Source organism: Streptomyces rectiverticillatus, assembly GCF_013394065.1.
Lineage (GTDB): Bacteria > Actinomycetota > Actinomycetes > Streptomycetales > Streptomycetaceae > Streptomyces > Streptomyces rectiverticillatus.
On the sequence record NZ_CP040752.1, the window covers coordinates 5,922,095 to 5,940,271 of the forward strand.

Consider the following 18,177-nt stretch of genomic DNA (forward strand, 5'->3'; position numbering starts at 1 on the left):
GGCCTCACGGGTTGAGGGGTAGGGTCGCCCAGGCCCGCAGGTGGTCCGGGACGCTGAAACCCGCCTTGGAGTTTGCGGACAGCCCCAGGCGCTGGTTCTCTAGGGCGCACTGAGCTACGGCGGCAGTACACTTGTCCCGCCACCACGTCTTGCGATCAAGCCCGGGCTTTCGGGCCACGCTTTGGAGCATCCAGTCGCTCCAGGTGCTGATGTTGTGATTCTCGGACTCGCGTCGTGCCTCCCTGCCGGGATCGTTGAACCGGTCGAGTCCGCGGCCCTCGCATACACCGCAGTCGCAGGTTGCCGGCGGATCATTCGCATAGATCCGCGCCAGGGACCGCGTGCCCTTGAAGGTCATCAGGCTCGGCATCAACACGTAGGGGTAGATCGGTCCAGGGTTCTTCTTGTTGCTGACCAGTGTCACTTCCCCCGGCGGGATGCTGTGCCGGCTGGTGCTGTCGGCGCCGATGCCGGAGAACAGGGCGCCATGGACGAATGCGTCCAGCGCTGCTAGATCGCTCCGCAGCAGGGCGATGTCCGGCCGTGCCGCGACGAGGCGACGCAGGTTGGCGGGAACAGTCTTCGACTGTTCCATGGGGTTGAACTGGCGAAACAGCGTGATGGCCTTGGGGTGCGGAATGCGCTCGCACCCGGCGATCAGCTGGGAGATGTATTCGTCGGTCAGCCAGACCGTGCTGAGGGGGAGACTGATGACCGTGTCTGCGCGCTCGATGAGCTGAGCTTGACGGATGACGGTTTCGAGGACCTTGGAAGCGCCAGGGGGAATGTACCCGGTTGGGGTCAGGGCGGCGCTGGCGCCCCGCGCCTTCTGCAACTGGAGCACCGTGTCGACCGTGCCGAAGAGATCGCCGCTGTCCAGGAAGAAGGGTTCCTCGGCGGTTGCCGTGTGGGTCTTGTATGCGGTGGTGTCGATCAGCATAGCGCCGTCGTAGCCGGACGCTCGGAGCTGGTACGCGCGTTCACCTGCCTTTTCCCCGGTCATGACGATGCCGCCGAGGTCATCGTCGAGCGGGGCCCGCATCTGGGGGACGAAGCGTGCGTTCTCGTGCAGCAGTACACGCCCCTGTAGCAGCGGCGTGGCCGGTACCGACGCGTCGAGAACCCGCAGAGCGGGCGTGCGGCCGGGGAGTGGTGGGTTGGCCATGGTCACCTACCTGTTGGTGAGCCCGGAGCCCCAGGGGCGTCCGGGTGGAGAAGGACACGAGTAGATCTCGGTGAACTCCTCGAGTTCCAGGCCGGTCGGGTGGGCTGCCTGGGACAGGTCGAGGTGGTGCTGGTGCGTCAGTCGGGTGACGGCTTCGGCGAGGTGGTAAGGGGTTTCGCGTTCGATGGACACGGGTTCATTGGTGCGGTGGCCCAGGGCGGACATCTCCACCATGAGCGAGGGGTATTGCCATTCGGTGAGAGTGCCTAGGGACTTGGCGCGCCGGGTGAGTGCCATCATCGGCACTCCCCAGCGGTTCTTGAGTTCCAGCAGCCGCGGCAGCCCACCCCGGTGCGGAGATCGGCCAGGACAGACCCGTGAGGCATGAGGAACTCTGCTGCGAACTGGTCTGCTTGTTGCTCTTGGAGGCGTGGGTCCCCAGGCCCAGTGTGCATCACGACGTGCCCGAGCTCGTGCGCGAGGCTGAAGCGGAATCGGTCTCCCGGGACGGTCGAGTTGAGGAGAAACAACGGCCGCTGGCCCGGATGTCATTGGCTGACAGCGTCGAGTTCACGTGACTTCAGATCACGCACCACGAGCAGGGCGCCCGCAGCCTCAAGCACGTCAACGACGTTGGAGAGAGGACCGAAAGGAACCTTCCACTCCAGGCGCGGTGTCTCTGCGGCGTCCGCCGCCGTATCGAAGTCGTCGACCGGGATGGCGCGGAGCCGATGCTTGCCGCCATCATCGTCAGCCGTGACCAATGCCTCCACCTGGAAACGGTGACGGCCGGCATTGCGTGGACGCGCCGGAGCGTCAACGCGCCCATGGAAGCACGCTTTCGATGGTGCACGACCCCAACACCTGCCCCGCCGTTGTCAGCGGTGCGACATAGCATCTGCGGCGTGTACCTGAGAGCTGTCGCAAAAAGGGCCAGGTGCTCGCCGCGTACGATGAGCTGGCCGGCTTCGGCCCGACTTACGTACCCCTGCGAGACCGCCTTGCCCTCTGCGTGGCGCGCCATCTCTGATGCGAGGTCAGCCTGGGGCCATCCGCGCGATGCGCGGGCAATGGCCGGCATGGCCGCGTCTGCTACGAGGTCGCCGGTGTCGTCCATCCTGAGCGTACCCCCCGGTGACTCCAGGCTTCCCGCATACTACATCACCTCGTAGTATAAGCGTTATTACGCATCAAAATATCCCAGCTTACCTGGTGGGTTCGACTGCCTCCTGGAGGGGGTTGCGGGAGCCGCGAGGTGGCGTAACGCTGCGAGTCGGGCGCTAGATGACCAAGGCCGCAGGTGCCTTACGCAATGCTGCGGTGCCGTCGATGGCCCAAGCGATGAGCTGGTTCAAGGCCGGCATGATGCCCCCTCCGGCAGACGTGAGGGCCCTGTGACCACCAGGCGACGACCTGTCAAATGTGGTGCAGGTGTGTGAATGCGGGAGACGAAGGGGAACGCATGGGGAGCGAGGATGCGTCGGCAGGTCGGCCCGGCAGTGGATTCGGTGGGGGGACTCTCCGATCACGGGTGATGACGCGCGCTGAGATGATTGAGGTCTAGCGAACACACCGGGCAGCCCGCCGCGCTGCTGCGGCGACTGGCCCCGAGGACCCGGTTGCTGGATTCGCCCTGCGTAACAACGCCTAACACAATGAGGTGGGGCGGCGCTGATGGGTTTGTCCGGTCGGTGAGTTGAGCGTTGTCCGCATCGTGGGGGCGTCACCGTGGATCGTGTCGGATGAGCTGTGGGGACGGATCGAGCCGCTGCTGCCGGGCAGGGAGCGTCGGTTCCGGTACCCGGGCTGCAAGCCGTTGCCGGACTGGGAGGTCCTGTGCGGTGGCCTGTACGTGCTGTGCACGGGCATCCAGTGGGAGTATCTGCCCCAGGAGCCGGGCTTCGGGTCGGACATGACGGGCTGGCAGCGGCTGCGGGACTGGAACGAGGCCGGGGTCTGGCAGCGCCTTCACGAGATCCTGCTGGCCGAGCTGAATGCTGCGGCAAAGCTGGACTGGTCGCGGTGCGTCATCGACTCCAGCCACGTCCGGGCGTAAGGGGGGCCGTACGGGCCCGTCGCCGGTCGACCGGGGCCGGGCCGGCTCCAAGCACCACCTGATATCGACGGCCGCAGCACCCTGCTCGCGGTCCTCCTCACTGGCGGCAACCGCAACGACGTCACCCAGACGCTGCCCCTGCTCGACGCCATCCCGCCGGTGCGGGGACGCGTCGGCCATCCCCGCAGGAAGTCGGACTCCCTCTTCGCCGACCGTGGCTACGACCAAGACATCACCCTCAGACAGATCAACTCATTGTGTTAGGCGTTGTAAGACCCGTCGCGAAATCGTCCGTTGCCTCAAGCGCTATGCGGCCCCGGAGGTCTTCGACCTGGTCAGACAGTTACAGCCAGGACCCCGCTCATAGGGGCTGTGACATGTGAGGACCCCGTCGGCTTGCTCCGGCGGCGCGTCGTCGTACAGTTGATCAAGGCGGATTTGGCTTGTGCCGGAGGCTCCGTTGCACTCCGACTCGACCATCCCGAGTACGCGGAGGAGCGAGGCAGTGACGACGCGGGCGGTGCGGCCTATCGGCCGCACGCGGCAGGGGAATTCCCCGCGGCGGACAAGGCTGTAGCCCTTCGAGCTCGACAAGCCAAACGCCGGGGCGGCGCCTTCGACGCTCGCGGTCCCGCTCCAGGTGACGCGGATGTACTCCAGGCGCCGGTGGCGGCTGCCGCCTTGTGGCCCTGACGCTGCCCCGACTCGATCCCGAGGAAGCCCGGCACGGATGGTTCAGGAGCGTACCTGAGCCGTATTGGTGTTCTGGTCGGGCACACGGGCCTGGCGTGCAGTGCGACGTGGTGACAAGGGCATTTTACTACTGTCCGGGTCGGCTGATTCGTGATGCACCTCAGTGAATCTGCGCGCCGAGCCAGCGCGGACGACTTCGGGCATACGCTCGTTGGGTCGGAAGTACGCCATCTCCCAGACCCCGTCAGAGATCCATAGATTCCAGGTCTTGAGCAGCAGCCCCAGCTGAAGTGAGCTGACAGTATTGCCGCGCCGTGGCCGGGCCGGAGTCTGAAAGTATCGGCGGACAACCCATCTGGGGTCGGCTGTGTCCAGGTGGGCTCCGGAGATCAGGCCCTGGAAGAAGTCGTCCGCGTGCGAGGTGCTCCCGCCGTCCCGGTGGACCAGGTACGCGCATGCCAGTGACGCTGCGGGGGCGGAGTACACGCCGCTCTTCAGAGCGGTCATCAGCGGCAGGAAGTCCGGAAGGTTGGGGTACTCCGACTGGAAGAATCTTACGATCTCGGCGTTGGTGTAGACGACCGATCGCCACGCGGGCCAGGCGACCTTCTTGCGTTCGGCGTCGTAGAGTCGCAGCAGCCGGACGGTCGACGAGATGTCCTTGCGGTGCCGCGCGACACCCACCAGGGACAGCGCTGTGGCAGCGGAGCGCGCCTTGCCGCAGTCCATAGTGGTGGCTGTCTGGTGTGGCAGGTCCCGGGCGACAAGGAAGCTGCGGGGCGTCTTGCTGATGACGACCGCCTCGAGGCGGTGCTGTCCCTGAATTGCGGCTCCATGACCGCACAGAGACAGGACGTCGGGGTTGTAGTCGTCCCAGCTACCGTTGCACATGTCACGAGCGAGCCGCCGGGCGTGAGAGGAATCCAGCTTGCGTGGGTTGCAACCGTGCATGCGAGTCTTCTCAAGGATTTCGGCTGCCGCAGCAGGGGTGACGACCTCGCGTACAAGATCAGGCAGCGCTACGGTAGCGGTCGCGGCGACTTCGATCACGGTCAACTCCGGTTGCATGCTGAATACGGGGCGAGCCGGAGTGGTTCACCGTGCGGACTTCTACGAGCGATCGGGTGACCGTTCTCCGAATTGGCGTCACTTGGTGCGGTGACCTGAAGCGAGGGCAGTGACGCGGCGGCGATTTATCACATCGGGCAGCTTCATCGCCCGCAAATGCCTAGTTCACGAGCATGCGAGACGTTGTCGCAATAGTGACGGATGGCGCACGGCCAGTCGGTGATGACACGCATAGCAGTGGCAGGCAACCGTCCGCGTACCGAAGGCATAGCGTGAGAGCCGTCCTGGATTGATCGAGGAGCCCGTAACGCCCCCGGCCGCTGGATCCGATTCCAGGGCGGCTTCCGTCGGCCCACGCTCAACTTCAGCCCCGATGACGGGGAGCGCGGCCGCCGAACCACCGGCCCGTTCATCGACCAGGAGAGGCACTCGGAGGCGGACCACGTGCCGGAACCGTAGGGCGACGCGGCGACGGCGGAGGTCATAGCGCACTTGTGCTGTCTTGCGGCTCTGCCAGGATTGGTGCACCACGCTATCGACTGGACCAGAGACTACACACGGGCAATCTCTTCAGCGTCAGCGACCTGCTCCAGGGCCTCTCCGGGATCGTCCAGAACACGGAGGCTTCTGGGCGCCACCGACGGGCGCGTCCTCGACGGAGACAGGTGCCCACTGGGTGCCCACAACGGCGCTCGGGCACGGCTTACGAACGTGGTAGCCCTGGCCTTGCCGTGGCAGTCGAGCAAGGACGACCAGGCTGAGTTGACAGGGCGGTTCGGGACCAGATGCAGGACACTGAACTTGCTCCCGCCCGGGGACAGTTCGATCCGGGGACGATGGACAGGTGGCTCGACACCTGTCCGCTGCTTCTCCTCTATTGGGTGGCTGGTGTCACCCACCTGGGCGTGCAGAGCGACGTCCGGCGTGGGCCCGTTCTGCCTTGGGGAGCCTGAGCCCACCTTCGGTCGAAGTCGAGCCCCTATCTCGCCGGTGCCGCCTGACCCCCGTGGCTGGTGCGCCGTACCACTGGCCGAAGCCGTCCGGTGCCGGCGGGGCCCACATGGCTGCTGGGTCTACCACTACACCTGCTGGGCACGTGGTCCGGCCCGATCCACGTCGACCTGTCGGTCGAGAAGACCCGGCTGGCAGAGGCACTTCAGCGAGCCGGAGACGGACGGATCGTGCAGTACCTCTCCGCCGCCTTCGCCCTCATGGAGCGCCACACGACCGCCCCGGCCGCCGCGCAGGCCGTGATCCACGCAGCTAGGGACGCCCGCCGGATCGGATGCAGCGGAGCACTGCCTCGCACGCTGCTGGAACTGGCCGCCGGCGGCTACCTCACCGATGACGAACGGGATGGCCTGACGGAAGATTGGTTCGACCAAACCCTCTCCACACTTCAACAGCCCTGCCGCAGTGCGACCAGTCCCCTCAATCCGGTACGCCCCCCGTCCCGGTCAGGCAGTTCACGCGGAACCTCATTTCCGCCTTGCCGACTATCTCGACCACCACGGACGATCGAGCCGCGCGACCGCGACTGCCCCTGCTTCGCTCTGGAGTGCACTGCCCGAACACGCACAGAGAAATGATCTCGCCGCGCTGGCCTGGGAAGCTCGAGACCGCGCCCTCTTCCGACTCTCGTTCCAGCTCCACCTGCGGGCCGACGCCGCGGGCATCGAAGACACCGCCTTGCTCGCGGGCGAACTGATGGAACGCGCCGAGCAGCCCCAAGAAGCCCTGCGCTTCCACCCGCCACGCCCTCGCCGCGGCTTCGCAAACCCTCGAAGACGCACAAGTGACACCGGAGGAGTTCGGCGAGTTCGATATCGGCGCCGTCACCGCGAACGCGATCGGCGGCCTTGCCTACATCCACGGGGACATGCAGCGCCTGTGGTCACAAGACCCCGACGAGGTCAGCGTGTACGGCAGCATCGCCTGGTTCTACGCGGTCAACACCGGCCAGATTTCGATCCGCCATGGTCTGCGCGGTTCCAGCTGCACGCTGTCTGCCGAACAGGCCGGCGGGCTCGACGCGATCGGCGAGGCTCGCCGGGCCGTTCGCAGCGGCGTTCCATTGATACTCTGCGGTGGCGTCGACTCAGCGCTCGATCCGCTGGGCTGGGTCTCGATGATCGCGAGTGGGAAGGTCAGCTCAGCCTGCTCGGTGGACGAGGGCTATCTGCCGTTCGACGAGCGGGCGAACGGCTACATCCCTGGCGAAGGCGGCGCAATGCTGCTTCTGGAGAATGCCGACAGGGCCCGTCGCCGAGGACGAAGCGCTTACGGTGAGCTCGCCGGCTATGCGGCGACTTTCGACCCGGCTCCGGGCTCGTTGAGACTGCCGGGTTTGCGTCGTTCAGCAGAACTGGCGATGGCAGACGCGGGAATCGGCCCTTCTCAGATTGACGCCGTGTTCGCAGACGCCGCAGGCACGCTTGAGCAGGACATCGCGGAAGCAAACGCAATCAGCGGCATCTTCGGGCCCATGGCCGTCCCGGTGACGGCGCCGAAAGCAGCAACCGGTCGCCTCTTTTCCGGCGGCGGACCGCTGGATGTCGTCACAGCCCTGCTCGCGATGCGGGACGGCCTACTGCCGCCGACGGAGAATGTCCGACGCCTCCCGCGGCAATACTCGATCGACCTAGTCCGGGACGCCCCGCGCGTCGGCCGGTACGAGCATGTGCTGGTGCTCGCGCGCGGTCACGGTGGTTTCAACGCCGCCCTCGTACTGCGACGCGGCGAGGGCGTCGGGGCCGCGCCGTGACGTCGAATTGGGTGGCACCATTGCGGGCGAGGGTGGCCTCGACGTCGCGGGTGCCGACGTAGACCTCGTGGCCGAGGTCGGCGAACTTGGCGGCGTGGGCGCGGCCACCGCCGCCGGTGCCCAGGACTGCGATTTTCATTGGGGTTCTCCTTGCTGGTGAGGGGTGTGGAAGGGGGCGGGTCAGTGGCAGGTTTTCTGGGTGACGCCCCAGGGTTTTCATCAAGGAATCCAGCCAGCCCCGGTCCGCGACCGGCTCGGAGCGGCGGCCGCAGACCAGGTGTTGTGGAGCGCACCCCGGCTGATCTGCGTCGCCGGTGACTTCACTCGCTACGACATGCACGCTATCCGCGAGTATCGGCGCAGTATTGATCTGGTCCGCTACCGCTTCTTCGGGGAGGACCACTTCGGGCTGGAGACGGTCGCCTCCGTCGCCGCTCAGACGGCGGTGCCGCGCACCCGCCGGCCAAGTGAGGCCGGGGCACCCGGGGCTCCTGTGTTCAAGGGGGCGATGCAGGAGCTGTTCGCGGAGGTTGACCAGGCCCTGCTGGGTCTCGGCGATGACATCACCAAGGTGCAGCGCAAGACCTACCGCGCGTACCAGCGGCTGCGGAACTTTGCCTGCGTCTGCTCCGCCGCAGAAGGACAAACTGCTCGTCTACCTCAAGGCCAACCCCAAGGAGGTCGACCTCGTCCCTGGATTCACCCGGGACGTCACGGTGCTCGGCCACCACGGGACGGGCGACCTGGAGGTCCAGCTGCGCACGGACCGGGACTTGGAACGAGCCCAGGACCTGTTCCGCATCAGCTACACCACGGTGTAGCTCGGCCATATCGGTACCGGCACGGGTTCGTCTCTCCGAAGGCCGCCGGGGATACGAACTTAGATCGGGTTGTGGAACGCGCTTCAAGGCGACTGCAAGCAGTCCCCTCAGTTGGTTGCGGGACCGTCCGGGCCGCGGTCAGCGCGAGACGCTGCTCATGTCCGCGTAACGGTCGCCCGCCACCCGGTCCGCGATCGGGTCCAGGTCGGCTAGTTCTTCCGTGCTCAGCGTCAGTGCCGTCGCCGAAGTGTTCTCCTTCAGGCGACTGTGCTTGCGGGTACCGGGAATCGGCACCACGGTCAACCCGTGTACGTGCGCCTGCTGATGCACCCAGGCCAGTGCCACCTGTGCCGGGGTCACTCCGTGCGCTGAGGCGATCTTCCGCATGGGCAACAGCAGCGCCTCGTTGTGTGCGGCGTTGTCGCCCGTGAAGCGTGGCTGGTAGTGCCGGGGGTCGTTCACCGGAAGGTCATCGGCGTTGCCGAACGTCCCGGCCAGGAAGCCTCGCGCGAGTGTCGAGTACGGCACGAGCGCCACGCCCAGCTCGGCCGCGGCCGGTACCGCGCCGTGTTCGACGTCGCGCGAGAACACGGACCATTCCGACTGCAGAGCCGCGATCGGGTGAACCGCGTGTGCCTCGCGCAACTCGTCGCCGCTGACCTCGGACAGGCCCAGGTGCCGCACCTTGCCGGCCCGGACCAGCTCCGCCATGGCGCCCACCGACTCCGCCAGCGGAATCCGCGGGTTACGGCGGTGCATGTAGTACACGTCGATGTGCTCCACACCGAGGCGGCGAAGACTCGCGTTCACGGCCCGGCGGATGTACGCCGGATCGTTGCGGACCACATAGCGCAGATGGTCACCCTCGCTCCGCTCGACGCCGAACTTCGTGGCGAGCACCACGTCATCGCGGTGCGCCCGGACGAACGGGCCGATGAGTTCTTCGTTGCCTCCGAAGCCGTACATGTCGGCGGTGTCGAGGAGCGTGACGCCCAGCTCCAGAGCGCGCTGCAGGGTGGCCATCGCCTCGGCGGCATCAGTGCTGCCGTAGCAGCCGCTCATGGGCATGCAGCCGAGCCCTTGCACGCCGACGACGGGACCGCCGGCACCCAGCTCGGTGGTGGGGATCGCCAGCACGGTTTTCCTCGCCTCTCGACGTCGGTTCAGGAGTTGCCGGTCGCGGAGAGCAAGGGCATGGCCGGATGGAGCTCGATGTCCCGGGCCGTGCGAACGCCGATGATGGCCGAGAGCTCGGCCAAAGCGAGGGACTCGAGGCCCACTTCGGCGAAGGTCGCCGCAGGGCTCATCTGCTCCCGGTCCACTCGGAACGTGGTAGCCAGCACTTCGGCGAGCTCGTCGTAGGTCATGATGGATGATCCTGTCCTGGGCGGGGAGAGACGAGTCAGCCCCCATGGAGCCGCATTGCGTCGCACGGAGCAGAGAGCAGACGGAGGGCGCGGACACAGCTCGGTGTGGTCTTCAGTTCTGCCGGTAAAGGGGTGGCAGCCGGTCCAACGTCATTCCGAAGTACTTTTCGTAGGCCGGTGCGAGCTCGGATTCCGCCAAAGCGGTCCATTCCTTCTGCGTGCCCTCAATGCGGGTCAGCACATCGCCGCGCAGGGCGAGCGATCCGTTCTCGGTCAATCGTGTGCAGTACACGTGAGTGCGGTGGTAGGACTCAGGAGAACTCCAGACCCACCAGAATCCGGGCATGAAATCCTTCTCAACCCGGGGACGATCCTCGATCCGGAGGATGGGAGACCCGTTGCGCAGGAGATCGGTGTCTCCGTCAGGGCCGGCGACGAACTCGAAGGTGCCCTGCGGATCGTGCTGAGGGCCGGTCAGATCCATCCGCAGCGGATGGCGAGGGCCGAATACGCCCAACCCGACATCAACGAACCACGGGTACGTGCAGTCGACGACGATCAAGGGGTGGCAGAGCGCGAAACTCGGGCGGCCGCCGTTGAACATGTAGGCGCTCAGCAAGGTGATTCGGAATCCGAGAGCACGCAGGAGGGACGAGAGCGCCGCGCCGTTCAACTCCTGGCAGCCGCCGCCGCGCCGTTGTCGTACTACCTTGTCGATGGCGCCATCGCCCAACAGCGCGGGCTCTCCCAGATGCATGCCGAGGTTCTCGTACGGAACCGACATCAGGTGCCGTTCCTGCAACTCGCTGAGGAATTCCTGCTGTGGAGCGCGGATGGTCGTGACGCCGATCCGGTCGAGGTATTCCTGGGTCAACTGGGGGTCCAACTCGGAATCCATCCGATACTTCCATGGGTTGGTCGGGTGCTGCCCGCCCGGTGGCTCAGGCAGTGAGCGATCGCCGCGGACCGGTCGAAGTGAAAGCGGTGCGGCGCTGCTCGTGATCGTGCACCAATATCCGCTGGTAAGGCCCCTGAACTACCGACGATCACCCGTCTGTGGCATCGCAGCCCAGAGGCGTTGACATCGTCGCCCCGATGGGCCCGTCGTGCGAGAGGCCGGGGCATTGACATAACCGCCCGAGGGTCCGCTATGTTGCGACCCGCACGCCTCGACCAGGCAAATGGGAATGAACTGATTACTTATCCATTTGTCTTTCGGGATGACCTTTTGTCGGAGGTCGGAACCCGGTCGGAACCCGTTGTCCCACTGACGATAGGACCAGTCACCATGACGTACCACGAGCTCACCGAAATGCTGGCGACCAGGTTCGGGGTGGCGCGGGACAGGATGCGCCCGGAGGCGACCTTCACCGACGTGGGGTTGGAATCGCTCGCCGTGGCCGAACTCTCGGTCATCGTGAGTGAGCACACCGAGGGGGACACCGAGCTCCTTCCGAGCATGTCGCTGGCCTCCGCCGCCGCCGCTTGCTGAGAAGCACCTCCGGCCCGGACACCGGGCAGGTACGACCGCCGGATCGGAACGCCCCCACCGAAGGAAGCTCATGACGCACGTGGTCGTCACCGGCCTGGGCGCGGTGACCCCTGCCGGCTCCGGAATCGAAGCAACTTGGGAAGGGGTGTGCCGGGGCGATTCCACGGCCGCCACCGACCCGGCCCTGGCCGGAATGCCCGTCACCTTCAGTTGCCGTGCCCCGGACGTCGAGCATGCCGTTGACCCCATGGCCCTGTGGCGTCTGGACCGCAGCTCGCAACTCGCCTTGGCAGCAGCTCGGGAGGCGATTGCTGCGGCCGGCCTCGACCCCGGCACGTGGGAGGGTCCGCGCGTCGGTGTCGTCATCGGATCCAGCCTTGGTGGCGCCGCGGTCTGGCACGACCAACTGGGCAAGCTGACCGACCACGGTCCTGGCTGGGTTTCCGCCGCCTGCCTTCCGATGCTCCTGGCCAACACCCCCTGTGGTGAGGTCGCACTCGCCGTCGGCGCCCGCGGCCCCAGTCTCGCCCCCGTCACTGCCTGCGCCACCGGCACCACCGCCCTGGCCGTGGCGCACGACCTGCTCGTCACCGGTCAGTGCGACATCGTCCTCGCCGGAGGCGCCGAAGCGGGTACCACCCCGCTTGTCGTCACCGCGTTCCACCGCTGCGGGGCCTTGGCCGTCAGCAACAACGACCCCGCCGCCGTGTCCCGTCCCTTCGCTCCCGACCGTTCGGGCCTGGTCGTCGCCGAGGGTGCGGCCGTCCTCGTACTCGAACGCGCCGAGACCGCTCGGGCCCGCAAGGCACCCGTCCGCGCGGTTCTTGCCGGCTGCGGACAGAGCACCGACGCCCATCACCCCACTTCCCCCCGCCCGGACGCCGCCGGAGCCCAGCAGGCCGTCGAGGCCGCCCTCCGGCATGCGCGCCTCGCTCCCGGGGCGATCGGGCACGTCAACGCTCACGCCACCGGCACCCGACTCGGTGATGCCGCCGAAGCTCTCATGATCGGACGCCTCTTCCCTCACAGGCCGCTCGTCACTTCCGTCAAAGGCAGTCTCGGCCACGCGCTGGGCGCTGCAGGCGCGATCGAGGCCGCGTTGACCGTCCTTAGCCTCGAACGCGGCCTTGTACCTCCCACCGCCCACACCGATCACGCCGATCCCGCCTTCCACATCGATCTCGTCACGAAGACCCCTCGCGAGTACCGCGCCGACACCGCCGTCAGTACCTCCTTCGGGTTCGGCGGGCACAACGCCGCCGTCGTCCTCCGGCACCCCCGTGTCCTGTAGGGGGCGACGCGCCGGTTCCCGCCACGGCGACCCGTCGGCATGGCATCCCAGCCACCCCAGGAGGCGAGTGATGGTCAGGGTTCAGGGCAGTGCCCGCGTGCGTCCCGAGCCATCGGGTCCACAACTCCGGGGAGGCGCCTCGTGAACGCGGATACGCGCACGGTCGCGGAGGTGATCGAGGCGGTGGCGCGGGGCAGCTCCACGGTGGTGGGGCAGGTCCGCCGGTCTGCGGAGGCCGAGCTCCGACACCGCCGCCTGCGCGCCTTCACGCAGGTGGACACGGAAGCGGCGTTCGACGCCGCCGAGCGGCTCGACCACTGCGGTGAGAGGCCGGAGCTGCCGCTGCGGGGCGTGGTGCTGGCGGTGAAGGACAACATCGATACCGCCGGGTTCGCCACCACAGCGGGAACACCGGCTCTCCGTACGCACCGGCCTCCACTCGACGCCCCGGCGGTACGGGTGTTGCGTGAGGCGGGGGCGGTGGTACTGGGCAAGACCAACATGCACGAGCTGGCCCTGGGAGTGACCAGCGACAACGCGACCTTCGGGCTGGTAGGCAATCCCGTGCGGCCGGATCGGATCGCCGGTGGCAGCAGCGGGGGTTCGGCTGCCGCGGTGGCCGCAGGGGTGGTGACGGCGGCCCTGGGTACCGAGACGGGCTGCTCGGTGCGGTTGCCGGCCGCGCTGTGCGGATTGGTCGGGTTCCGGCCCACCGTGGGCGCCTACCGGACGGAGGGCGTCGTGACGGTGTCCTGGACGCGGGACACCGTCGGTGTGCTGGCGCGCAGCGTCGATGACGTCCGAGTCCTGGACGCCGTCATCCGTTGCTCACCCGGCACACCGGCGGCAGGCCGAGGCCCGGGGCTGCGGGGGGTGCGACTGGCCTCCCCCCGACCGACGTTTCGTCAGGGCATGACGAGTGCGCTCCGAGCCGCGTTCGAGGCCCGGCTTGCCGTGTTGGAAGAGGCAGGCGCCCGGATCGTCGAGAGCGACCTGCCCGATGGGACGTGGGAGGTGTCGGGTAAGTGCGGGTTGCCGATCCTGCTGTACGAGACCTCCCGCGGTGTCGATCGCTACCTCGCGACACACGCCACCTCGCTGCGGTTCCACGATGTCGCCGCGCGCGTGGCCGGCTCCGACGTCGCTGAGCTGGTGCGCGGCCTGGCCGGCGGGGGCACCGAGGACGCCTACGCGGCAGCCCTCGACCAGGGGGCACACCTCGACCGGCTGCTGCGCGGATACCTGGAGGACCACCGTCTCGACGGCATCGTCGTGCCCACCACCCCGATCCCCGCCCCCCGGCCCGCAGTTTTCAACGAGTCGACCGACCGGTACTGGGCCACGTTCCAGACGCTGGCCCGCAACACCCACGCCTCCAGCATCCTGGGCTGGCCCGCCATCAGCCTTCCTGCGGGACGGGACGACGAAGGGCTGCCCTTCGGCATCGACCTGCAGTTCCCGCCCGGCACGGACAGCGCTCTCCTGGCGGTCGCGCGAGCCTGCGAGCAGACATGGCGGGACGCCGGGCGGCGCCCGCGCACCAATGACGAAGGAGAGGACCTGTGATGATGTCCGTTGGTGGCACGACGACCATGACGTCGCCTGTCGACGCCGGCCCGCAGAGCGTCCCGGAGGCCGGCCCCGATTGGGACGAAGTGCGTGCGCAATTCGCCCTCGACCCGGCCGAGGCACACATGACGTGCTGCTTTCTCGCCCCGCTCCCGTTGCCGGTCAGGGAAGCGGTGGAACGCTACCGCCTCGCCTTCGAGCGCAACGTGCTGTGGGCCGAGAAAGACCTGTACGGCATCCACAACGGACTGCAGGGCGATGTCGTACGAGCCCTCGCCGAGTACATCGGCGGCAGGCCGGAGGACATCGCGCTGACCGCCAACACCTCTGCCGGACTCGGTGTCGTGTACAGCGGTCTGAGGCTGCGCCCGGACCAGGAGATCGTGCTCAGCGTGCACGACCACTTGGTCCATGAAGAGGCCGCGCGATTCGCCACTCAGCGGCACGGTGCCTCTCTGCGGTCCATCCGGCTCTACGACGATCCCGCACACGCCACCTCGCACGAGATCGCCGAACGTGTGGCGGCGACCATCGGGCCGCGCACACGAGTGGTCGGTGTCCCGTGGGTGCACTCATGCACCGGGGTGAAGGCCTCCCTCCCCCTCCTCGCGGAGGCCGTCGCCGTCGCCAATGAGGGCCGGGCGGAGGAGGACCGGTGCCTGCTGATCATCGACGGCGTGCACGGGCTCGGGGTCGAGGACGTCGATGTCGCACGCACCGGCGTCGACTTCTTCGCGTCGGGGACACACAAGTGGATGCTCGGCCCGCGCGGCACCGGCTTCGTATGGGGTGCCGAGGACGCATGGGCCCAACTGGGCCCCGTCTTCCCGTCCCTCATCCTGGACCGCGATTACTGGCAGGCCTTCAAGGCCGGCGCCGAACTGCCACCGACCAGGGCCAAATGGATGTCGCCAGGGGGGTTCCAGGCGTTCGAGAACCGATTCGCCGTGGCCGATGCCGTGGCCTTCCACCAATCCCTCGGGCGGAACCGTGTCGCGGCGAGGATTGCCGAGCTGAACACCTCGCTGCGACTGCAGCTGCGGTCCCTGCCCCACCTCGAATTGGTGAGCCCCTTGGAAGAGTCCGCGGCGTCCCAGCTGGTGTGCTTCCGCCACCACGACCTGCCTGCCCGTGAGGTGCTGCGCCTCTTGGCGGAGCACAAGGTGTACGGAACCATCACCCCCGAGATGCACGACCCGGCCGCACGACTGTGCGCGGGCCTCATGAACGGCCCCGAGCACATCGACGCCGCGATCAACACTCTCGCGGACCTCTGATGGTGAAGGGCATCCTCCTCATCGCCGCGGGTACGGTTGTCGCTGCGAGCCTGCCGAGCTGGCTGCCGCGCCTGGTCATCACCGCACGCAACCGCGTCCTCGCCGCCGCAGGTAGCGAGGAAGACGTCACCATCCCCGGACCGCGCATCGGTGCCGACCGGCTGCGGGAGGTGTACGCCCATCCCCACGCCCACGGGCGGGGACCGGGTTCGAAACTCTCCGACCTGATCTGGTACCTGATCCATCCGGTCGGCCATGTCCACCAGGAACACATGTCGTCAGGTCCGTTCCACAGCGAGCTCGCAGGCTGCACCCGGGGAATCCTCGCGGGCTCCGGGTTGGACGTCGAAGACCTGGCCCGGCGGTGTGCCCGCCGGGTACTGGACGGGACGGACCCAGCGAGCCTCCGAAGCGTACGCCTGCGGGACATGGCGATGGAGATGACGGCCGAGTTCTTCCACGAGCTCGTCTTCCGAACCCCCTGCCCACCCGGGGCCCGGAAATTGATCACTGCCAATGCCGACGACGCCCTGGGCGCGACCAAGTTCACCAGGCTGCGTCACCTGGACCGGCGGGCCGCACTGACCGCCTACCTGTTGGAACGGATCCGGGCGGGCGCGATCTCCTGCGCCCTCCCAACGTCCCTCGACGACGAACACCGCGCGCTGTATCTGCACGGCAACGTCTTCGGGACCGGAGTCGCGCAACTCGCCGAGGGGCTGAGCCACCTCCTCCTGGCCCTCGCGCACCATCTGGAGATTCAGCAGCGGATGGCGGACGAGCCTGCGGACGTCGCCTTCTACGATCGCGCCATCAACGAGTCGCTGCGCATGTATCCCCTGTTCGGCATCTCCCAGCGCATTACCACCGGCCCCATCGACATCGGCGGTGAAACCCTGCCCACAGGGTCCGTGCTCGTCTTCGACTACGAGGCCTACCAGCGATCCGGATTCGAGGATCCCGATCGTTTCGACCCGGACCGGTGGCTCACCCTGTCGCCGAAGGATGCCACCTTCATCCCCTTCGGCGTCGCCGGGAACCGGCCCTGCCCCGCCCGCGGATTGTCCACCGTGTTCATGCGTGCGGTAACCGCCGAGGTCCTGCCGCGTTTCGTGCTGTACTCCAGCGCCGGCCACACCCGGTCCATGCCTAATCGCGCCCCGTGCGTCCTCATGCCCCGCACGCCCGCCTTGCCACGCCCGACAGCCGCCCTCAGGCTCATGCGGATTCGCGACGACTGGGAGAACGTCATCCGAAGCCTCACCCAATTCGTCCTTGGCTGCGTCATCGTCGCCGACGCACGCAGCCAAAAACTCTGCCAACGCCACCACGAGAACCCCGCCAGCGACACCCGCCACCCCCAGCCGAAGCGAAAGACAGGCACCCAACATGCCTGACACCCTCCAGGCCACCGAACTCACCGACCAGGCGGCATCGGCCGCGCACGACGGCTGTCCGGCCGTGGCGGACCTCTACCCCTGGTTGGATCCGGCAGAGACCGCCCGGCGCCTGGCCGGGCAACGGGTGGCACCGGTCGTGGTGCCGACCGGCGAACGCATGTGGCTGGTATGCGGCCACGCCGAGGCCCTCCAGGCAATGGCGGATCCCGCCCTGTCCCGGGCCGCTGCCGCCAAGCGATCCGTCGCCGCCACCCCGGCTCAACTCGCCCGTCGAGGAGGACAGGCCCGCGACTCCGAAACGCACTTGGCCCTGCGCCGCGCACTCGCCCCGGCGTTCACCGCACGCCAAGCACGGACGATGTCACCGTGGCTGGAGCGGACCGCACATCGCATGGTCGGAGACCTCTTCTCCGCCCCGCCCCACGCCGATGTCGTCGCCGGGCTCGCCCGGCCCCTGCCCATGGCAGCCGTCAGCAAGCTGCTCGGCCTCGACCCACGCCTCCTTCCGCGGATCGCGGCCGACGCCGACATCTCCGCCACCGAGCGGGCGAGCACCCACGAGATCGCCGCCGCCTTGGCACGCATCACGTCCCAAGTGATCGAACTCATCGACCAGCGTCGCAAGGAACCCCAGAACACTCTTCTGGACCGACTCATCACCATCTCCGACGACGGTGACCTGCCCGACACCCACCTGGCCGGCCTCGTCCGCGACCTCGTGATCGTCGGTTGGCACGAAGCCGCCCGCAGGATCGCCACCGGCATCCACGCCCTGCTGAGCCACCCCGACCAATACCGACTACTGCGAAGCGACCCGTCGCTGGTCGCCCAGGCCGTGCAGGAACTCCTGCGTCACGAGAAGTACCCCAGTGACCTGGCCCCTCGCGTCGCCACCGGCGACACCACCATCGTGGGAACACGCATCCCCGCCGACGACACGGTCGTCGTCTCCTCATACGCCGCCGACCACGACCCGTTGGTCCATCCGGACCCCGATCGACTCGACATCACCAGGCCCACCGGCCCGCTTCTCGCCTTCGGACACGGCATCCACTACTGCCCCGGCAGCCACCTCGCCCGGACCATCCTCGCTGCCACCCTCACCGCCCTCTGCCGGCACCCACCTCTCACCCCCGCGGGCACACCCCAGTGGCGCCACGGCTGGGTCGCCCCCTCCCTGCACACCCTGCCCGTCGCCCGCGAGTAACGCCCCG

16 protein-coding genes and 3 pseudogenes are annotated in these 18,177 nt (G+C 67.6%); 9 read left to right on the forward strand and 10 right to left on the reverse strand.

What is annotated here, in order from left to right; all coding sequences use genetic code 11:
• Positions 1-4: 4 nt before the first annotated feature.
• Genes FGW37_RS25760 through FGW37_RS33445 form a run of 4 tightly spaced genes read right to left on the reverse strand, consistent with a single transcriptional unit; the run spans position 5 to position 1,938 of the window.
• Positions 5-1,165 (reverse strand): hypothetical protein, encoded by a 1,161-nt coding sequence (locus tag FGW37_RS25760; RefSeq protein ID WP_179084912.1) that lies wholly within the window; start codon positions 1,163-1,165, stop codon positions 5-7.
• A 6-nt stretch (positions 1,166-1,171) separates the two neighbouring features.
• Positions 1,172-1,465, reverse strand: coding sequence for a hypothetical protein (locus FGW37_RS33435; RefSeq protein ID WP_246430557.1), 294 nt, complete (start codon positions 1,463-1,465; stop codon positions 1,172-1,174).
• Complete coding sequence (locus tag FGW37_RS33440; protein ID WP_246430558.1) at positions 1,462-1,695, reverse strand: ImmA/IrrE family metallo-endopeptidase; 234 nt, start codon at positions 1,693-1,695, stop codon at positions 1,462-1,464. Before FGW37_RS33440 ends, FGW37_RS33435 begins: the two co-directional genes overlap by 4 nt.
• 18 nt (positions 1,696-1,713) lie before the next feature.
• Complete coding sequence (locus tag FGW37_RS33445) at positions 1,714-1,938, reverse strand: hypothetical protein (protein WP_246430559.1); 225 nt, start codon at positions 1,936-1,938, stop codon at positions 1,714-1,716.
• Positions 1,939-2,876: 938 nt separating this feature from the next.
• Here FGW37_RS33445 and FGW37_RS25770 point away from each other — a divergent pair.
• Positions 2,877-3,470 (forward strand): annotated as a pseudogene (locus FGW37_RS25770) (IS5 family transposase); the annotation flags it as partial.
• A gap of 486 nt (positions 3,471-3,956) precedes the next feature.
• Here FGW37_RS25770 and FGW37_RS25775 read toward each other — a convergent pair.
• Both FGW37_RS25775 and FGW37_RS25780 read right to left on the reverse strand, forming a co-directional pair.
• Positions 3,957-4,964 (reverse strand): hypothetical protein, encoded by a 1,008-nt coding sequence (locus FGW37_RS25775; RefSeq protein ID WP_179083226.1) that lies wholly within the window; start codon positions 4,962-4,964, stop codon positions 3,957-3,959.
• A gap of 1,449 nt (positions 4,965-6,413) precedes the next feature.
• Positions 6,414-6,731 (reverse strand): hypothetical protein, encoded by a 318-nt coding sequence (locus FGW37_RS25780; protein WP_179083227.1) that lies wholly within the window; start codon positions 6,729-6,731, stop codon positions 6,414-6,416.
• A gap of 46 nt (positions 6,732-6,777) precedes the next feature.
• Here FGW37_RS25780 and FGW37_RS25785 point away from each other — a divergent pair, with 46 nt between their 5' ends.
• Complete coding sequence (locus FGW37_RS25785; RefSeq protein WP_246430560.1) at positions 6,778-7,746, forward strand: beta-ketoacyl synthase N-terminal-like domain-containing protein; 969 nt, start codon at positions 6,778-6,780, stop codon at positions 7,744-7,746.
• Here the strand turns inward: FGW37_RS25785 and FGW37_RS25790 are convergent.
• A pseudogene (locus FGW37_RS25790) lies at positions 7,733-7,885 on the reverse strand (NAD(P)-binding domain-containing protein); the annotation flags it as partial. The gene FGW37_RS25785 and the pseudogene FGW37_RS25790 overlap by 14 nt on opposite strands.
• 102 nt (positions 7,886-7,987) lie before the next feature.
• On the opposite strand from FGW37_RS25790, the pseudogene FGW37_RS25795 reads away from it, so the two are divergent.
• Positions 7,988-8,567, forward strand: a pseudogene (locus tag FGW37_RS25795) (DUF5655 domain-containing protein); the annotation flags it as partial.
• Positions 8,568-8,705: 138 nt separating this feature from the next.
• Here the strand turns inward: FGW37_RS25795 and FGW37_RS25800 are convergent.
• From FGW37_RS25800 to FGW37_RS25810, 3 genes are all read right to left on the reverse strand, one after another.
• On the reverse strand, positions 8,706-9,701 hold the full coding sequence (locus FGW37_RS25800; protein WP_246430860.1) for an aldo/keto reductase: 996 nt from the start codon (positions 9,699-9,701) through the stop codon (positions 8,706-8,708).
• Positions 9,702-9,730: 29 nt separating this feature from the next.
• Positions 9,731-9,934: an acyl carrier protein gene (locus tag FGW37_RS25805; protein WP_179083228.1), complete on the reverse strand. Its 204-nt coding sequence runs from the start codon at positions 9,932-9,934 to the stop codon at positions 9,731-9,733.
• 112 nt (positions 9,935-10,046) lie between these two features.
• Complete coding sequence (locus FGW37_RS25810; protein ID WP_179083229.1) at positions 10,047-10,832, reverse strand: arylamine N-acetyltransferase family protein; 786 nt, start codon at positions 10,830-10,832, stop codon at positions 10,047-10,049.
• A 390-nt stretch (positions 10,833-11,222) separates the two neighbouring features.
• Here FGW37_RS25810 and FGW37_RS25815 point away from each other — a divergent pair, with 390 nt between their 5' ends.
• The 6 genes from FGW37_RS25815 (at position 11,223) to FGW37_RS25840 (ending at position 18,170) form a co-directional block, all read left to right on the forward strand.
• Complete coding sequence (locus tag FGW37_RS25815; protein WP_179083230.1) at positions 11,223-11,426, forward strand: acyl carrier protein; 204 nt, start codon at positions 11,223-11,225, stop codon at positions 11,424-11,426.
• 70 nt (positions 11,427-11,496) lie between these two features.
• Entirely contained in the window at positions 11,497-12,717 is a 1,221-nt protein-coding gene (locus FGW37_RS25820; RefSeq protein WP_179083231.1) for a beta-ketoacyl-[acyl-carrier-protein] synthase family protein, read from the forward strand.
• 141 nt (positions 12,718-12,858) lie between these two features.
• Positions 12,859-14,283: an amidase family protein gene (locus tag FGW37_RS25825; RefSeq protein ID WP_179083232.1), complete on the forward strand. Its 1,425-nt coding sequence runs from the start codon at positions 12,859-12,861 to the stop codon at positions 14,281-14,283.
• The gene (locus FGW37_RS25830) at positions 14,283-15,563 is read left to right on the forward strand and encodes an aminotransferase class V-fold PLP-dependent enzyme (protein ID WP_179083233.1); all 1,281 of its coding nucleotides are present in this window, start codon (positions 14,283-14,285) and stop codon (positions 15,561-15,563) included. The genes FGW37_RS25825 and FGW37_RS25830 overlap by 1 nt, the downstream gene beginning before the upstream one ends.
• Complete coding sequence (locus tag FGW37_RS25835; protein ID WP_179083234.1) at positions 15,563-16,960, forward strand: cytochrome P450; 1,398 nt, start codon at positions 15,563-15,565, stop codon at positions 16,958-16,960. Before FGW37_RS25830 ends, FGW37_RS25835 begins: the two co-directional genes overlap by 1 nt.
• On the forward strand, positions 16,953-18,170 hold the full coding sequence (locus FGW37_RS25840; RefSeq protein WP_179083235.1) for a cytochrome P450: 1,218 nt from the start codon (positions 16,953-16,955) through the stop codon (positions 18,168-18,170). The genes FGW37_RS25835 and FGW37_RS25840 overlap by 8 nt, the downstream gene beginning before the upstream one ends.
• Positions 18,171-18,177 lie beyond the last annotated feature (7 nt).

Coding starts and splice junctions, on each gene's coding strand:
- FGW37_RS25835 (WP_179083234.1), top strand. CDS start 15,563: ATGGTGAAGGGCATCCTCCTCATCGCCGCGGGTACGGTTGTCGCTGCG.
- FGW37_RS25830 (WP_179083233.1), top strand. CDS start 14,283: ATGATGTCCGTTGGTGGCACGACGACCATGACGTCGCCTGTCGACGCC.
- FGW37_RS33435 (WP_246430557.1), bottom strand. CDS start 1,465: ATGATGGCACTCACCCGGCGCGCCAAGTCCCTAGGCACTCTCACCGAA.
- FGW37_RS25760 (WP_179084912.1), bottom strand. CDS start 1,165: ATGGCCAACCCACCACTCCCCGGCCGCACGCCCGCTCTGCGGGTTCTC.
- FGW37_RS25805 (WP_179083228.1), bottom strand. CDS start 9,934: ATGACCTACGACGAGCTCGCCGAAGTGCTGGCTACCACGTTCCGAGTG.
- FGW37_RS25840 (WP_179083235.1), top strand. CDS start 16,953: ATGCCTGACACCCTCCAGGCCACCGAACTCACCGACCAGGCGGCATCG.
- FGW37_RS25810 (WP_179083229.1), bottom strand. CDS start 10,832: ATGGATTCCGAGTTGGACCCCCAGTTGACCCAGGAATACCTCGACCGG.
- FGW37_RS25820 (WP_179083231.1), top strand. CDS start 11,497: ATGACGCACGTGGTCGTCACCGGCCTGGGCGCGGTGACCCCTGCCGGC.
- FGW37_RS25815 (WP_179083230.1), top strand. CDS start 11,223: ATGACGTACCACGAGCTCACCGAAATGCTGGCGACCAGGTTCGGGGTG.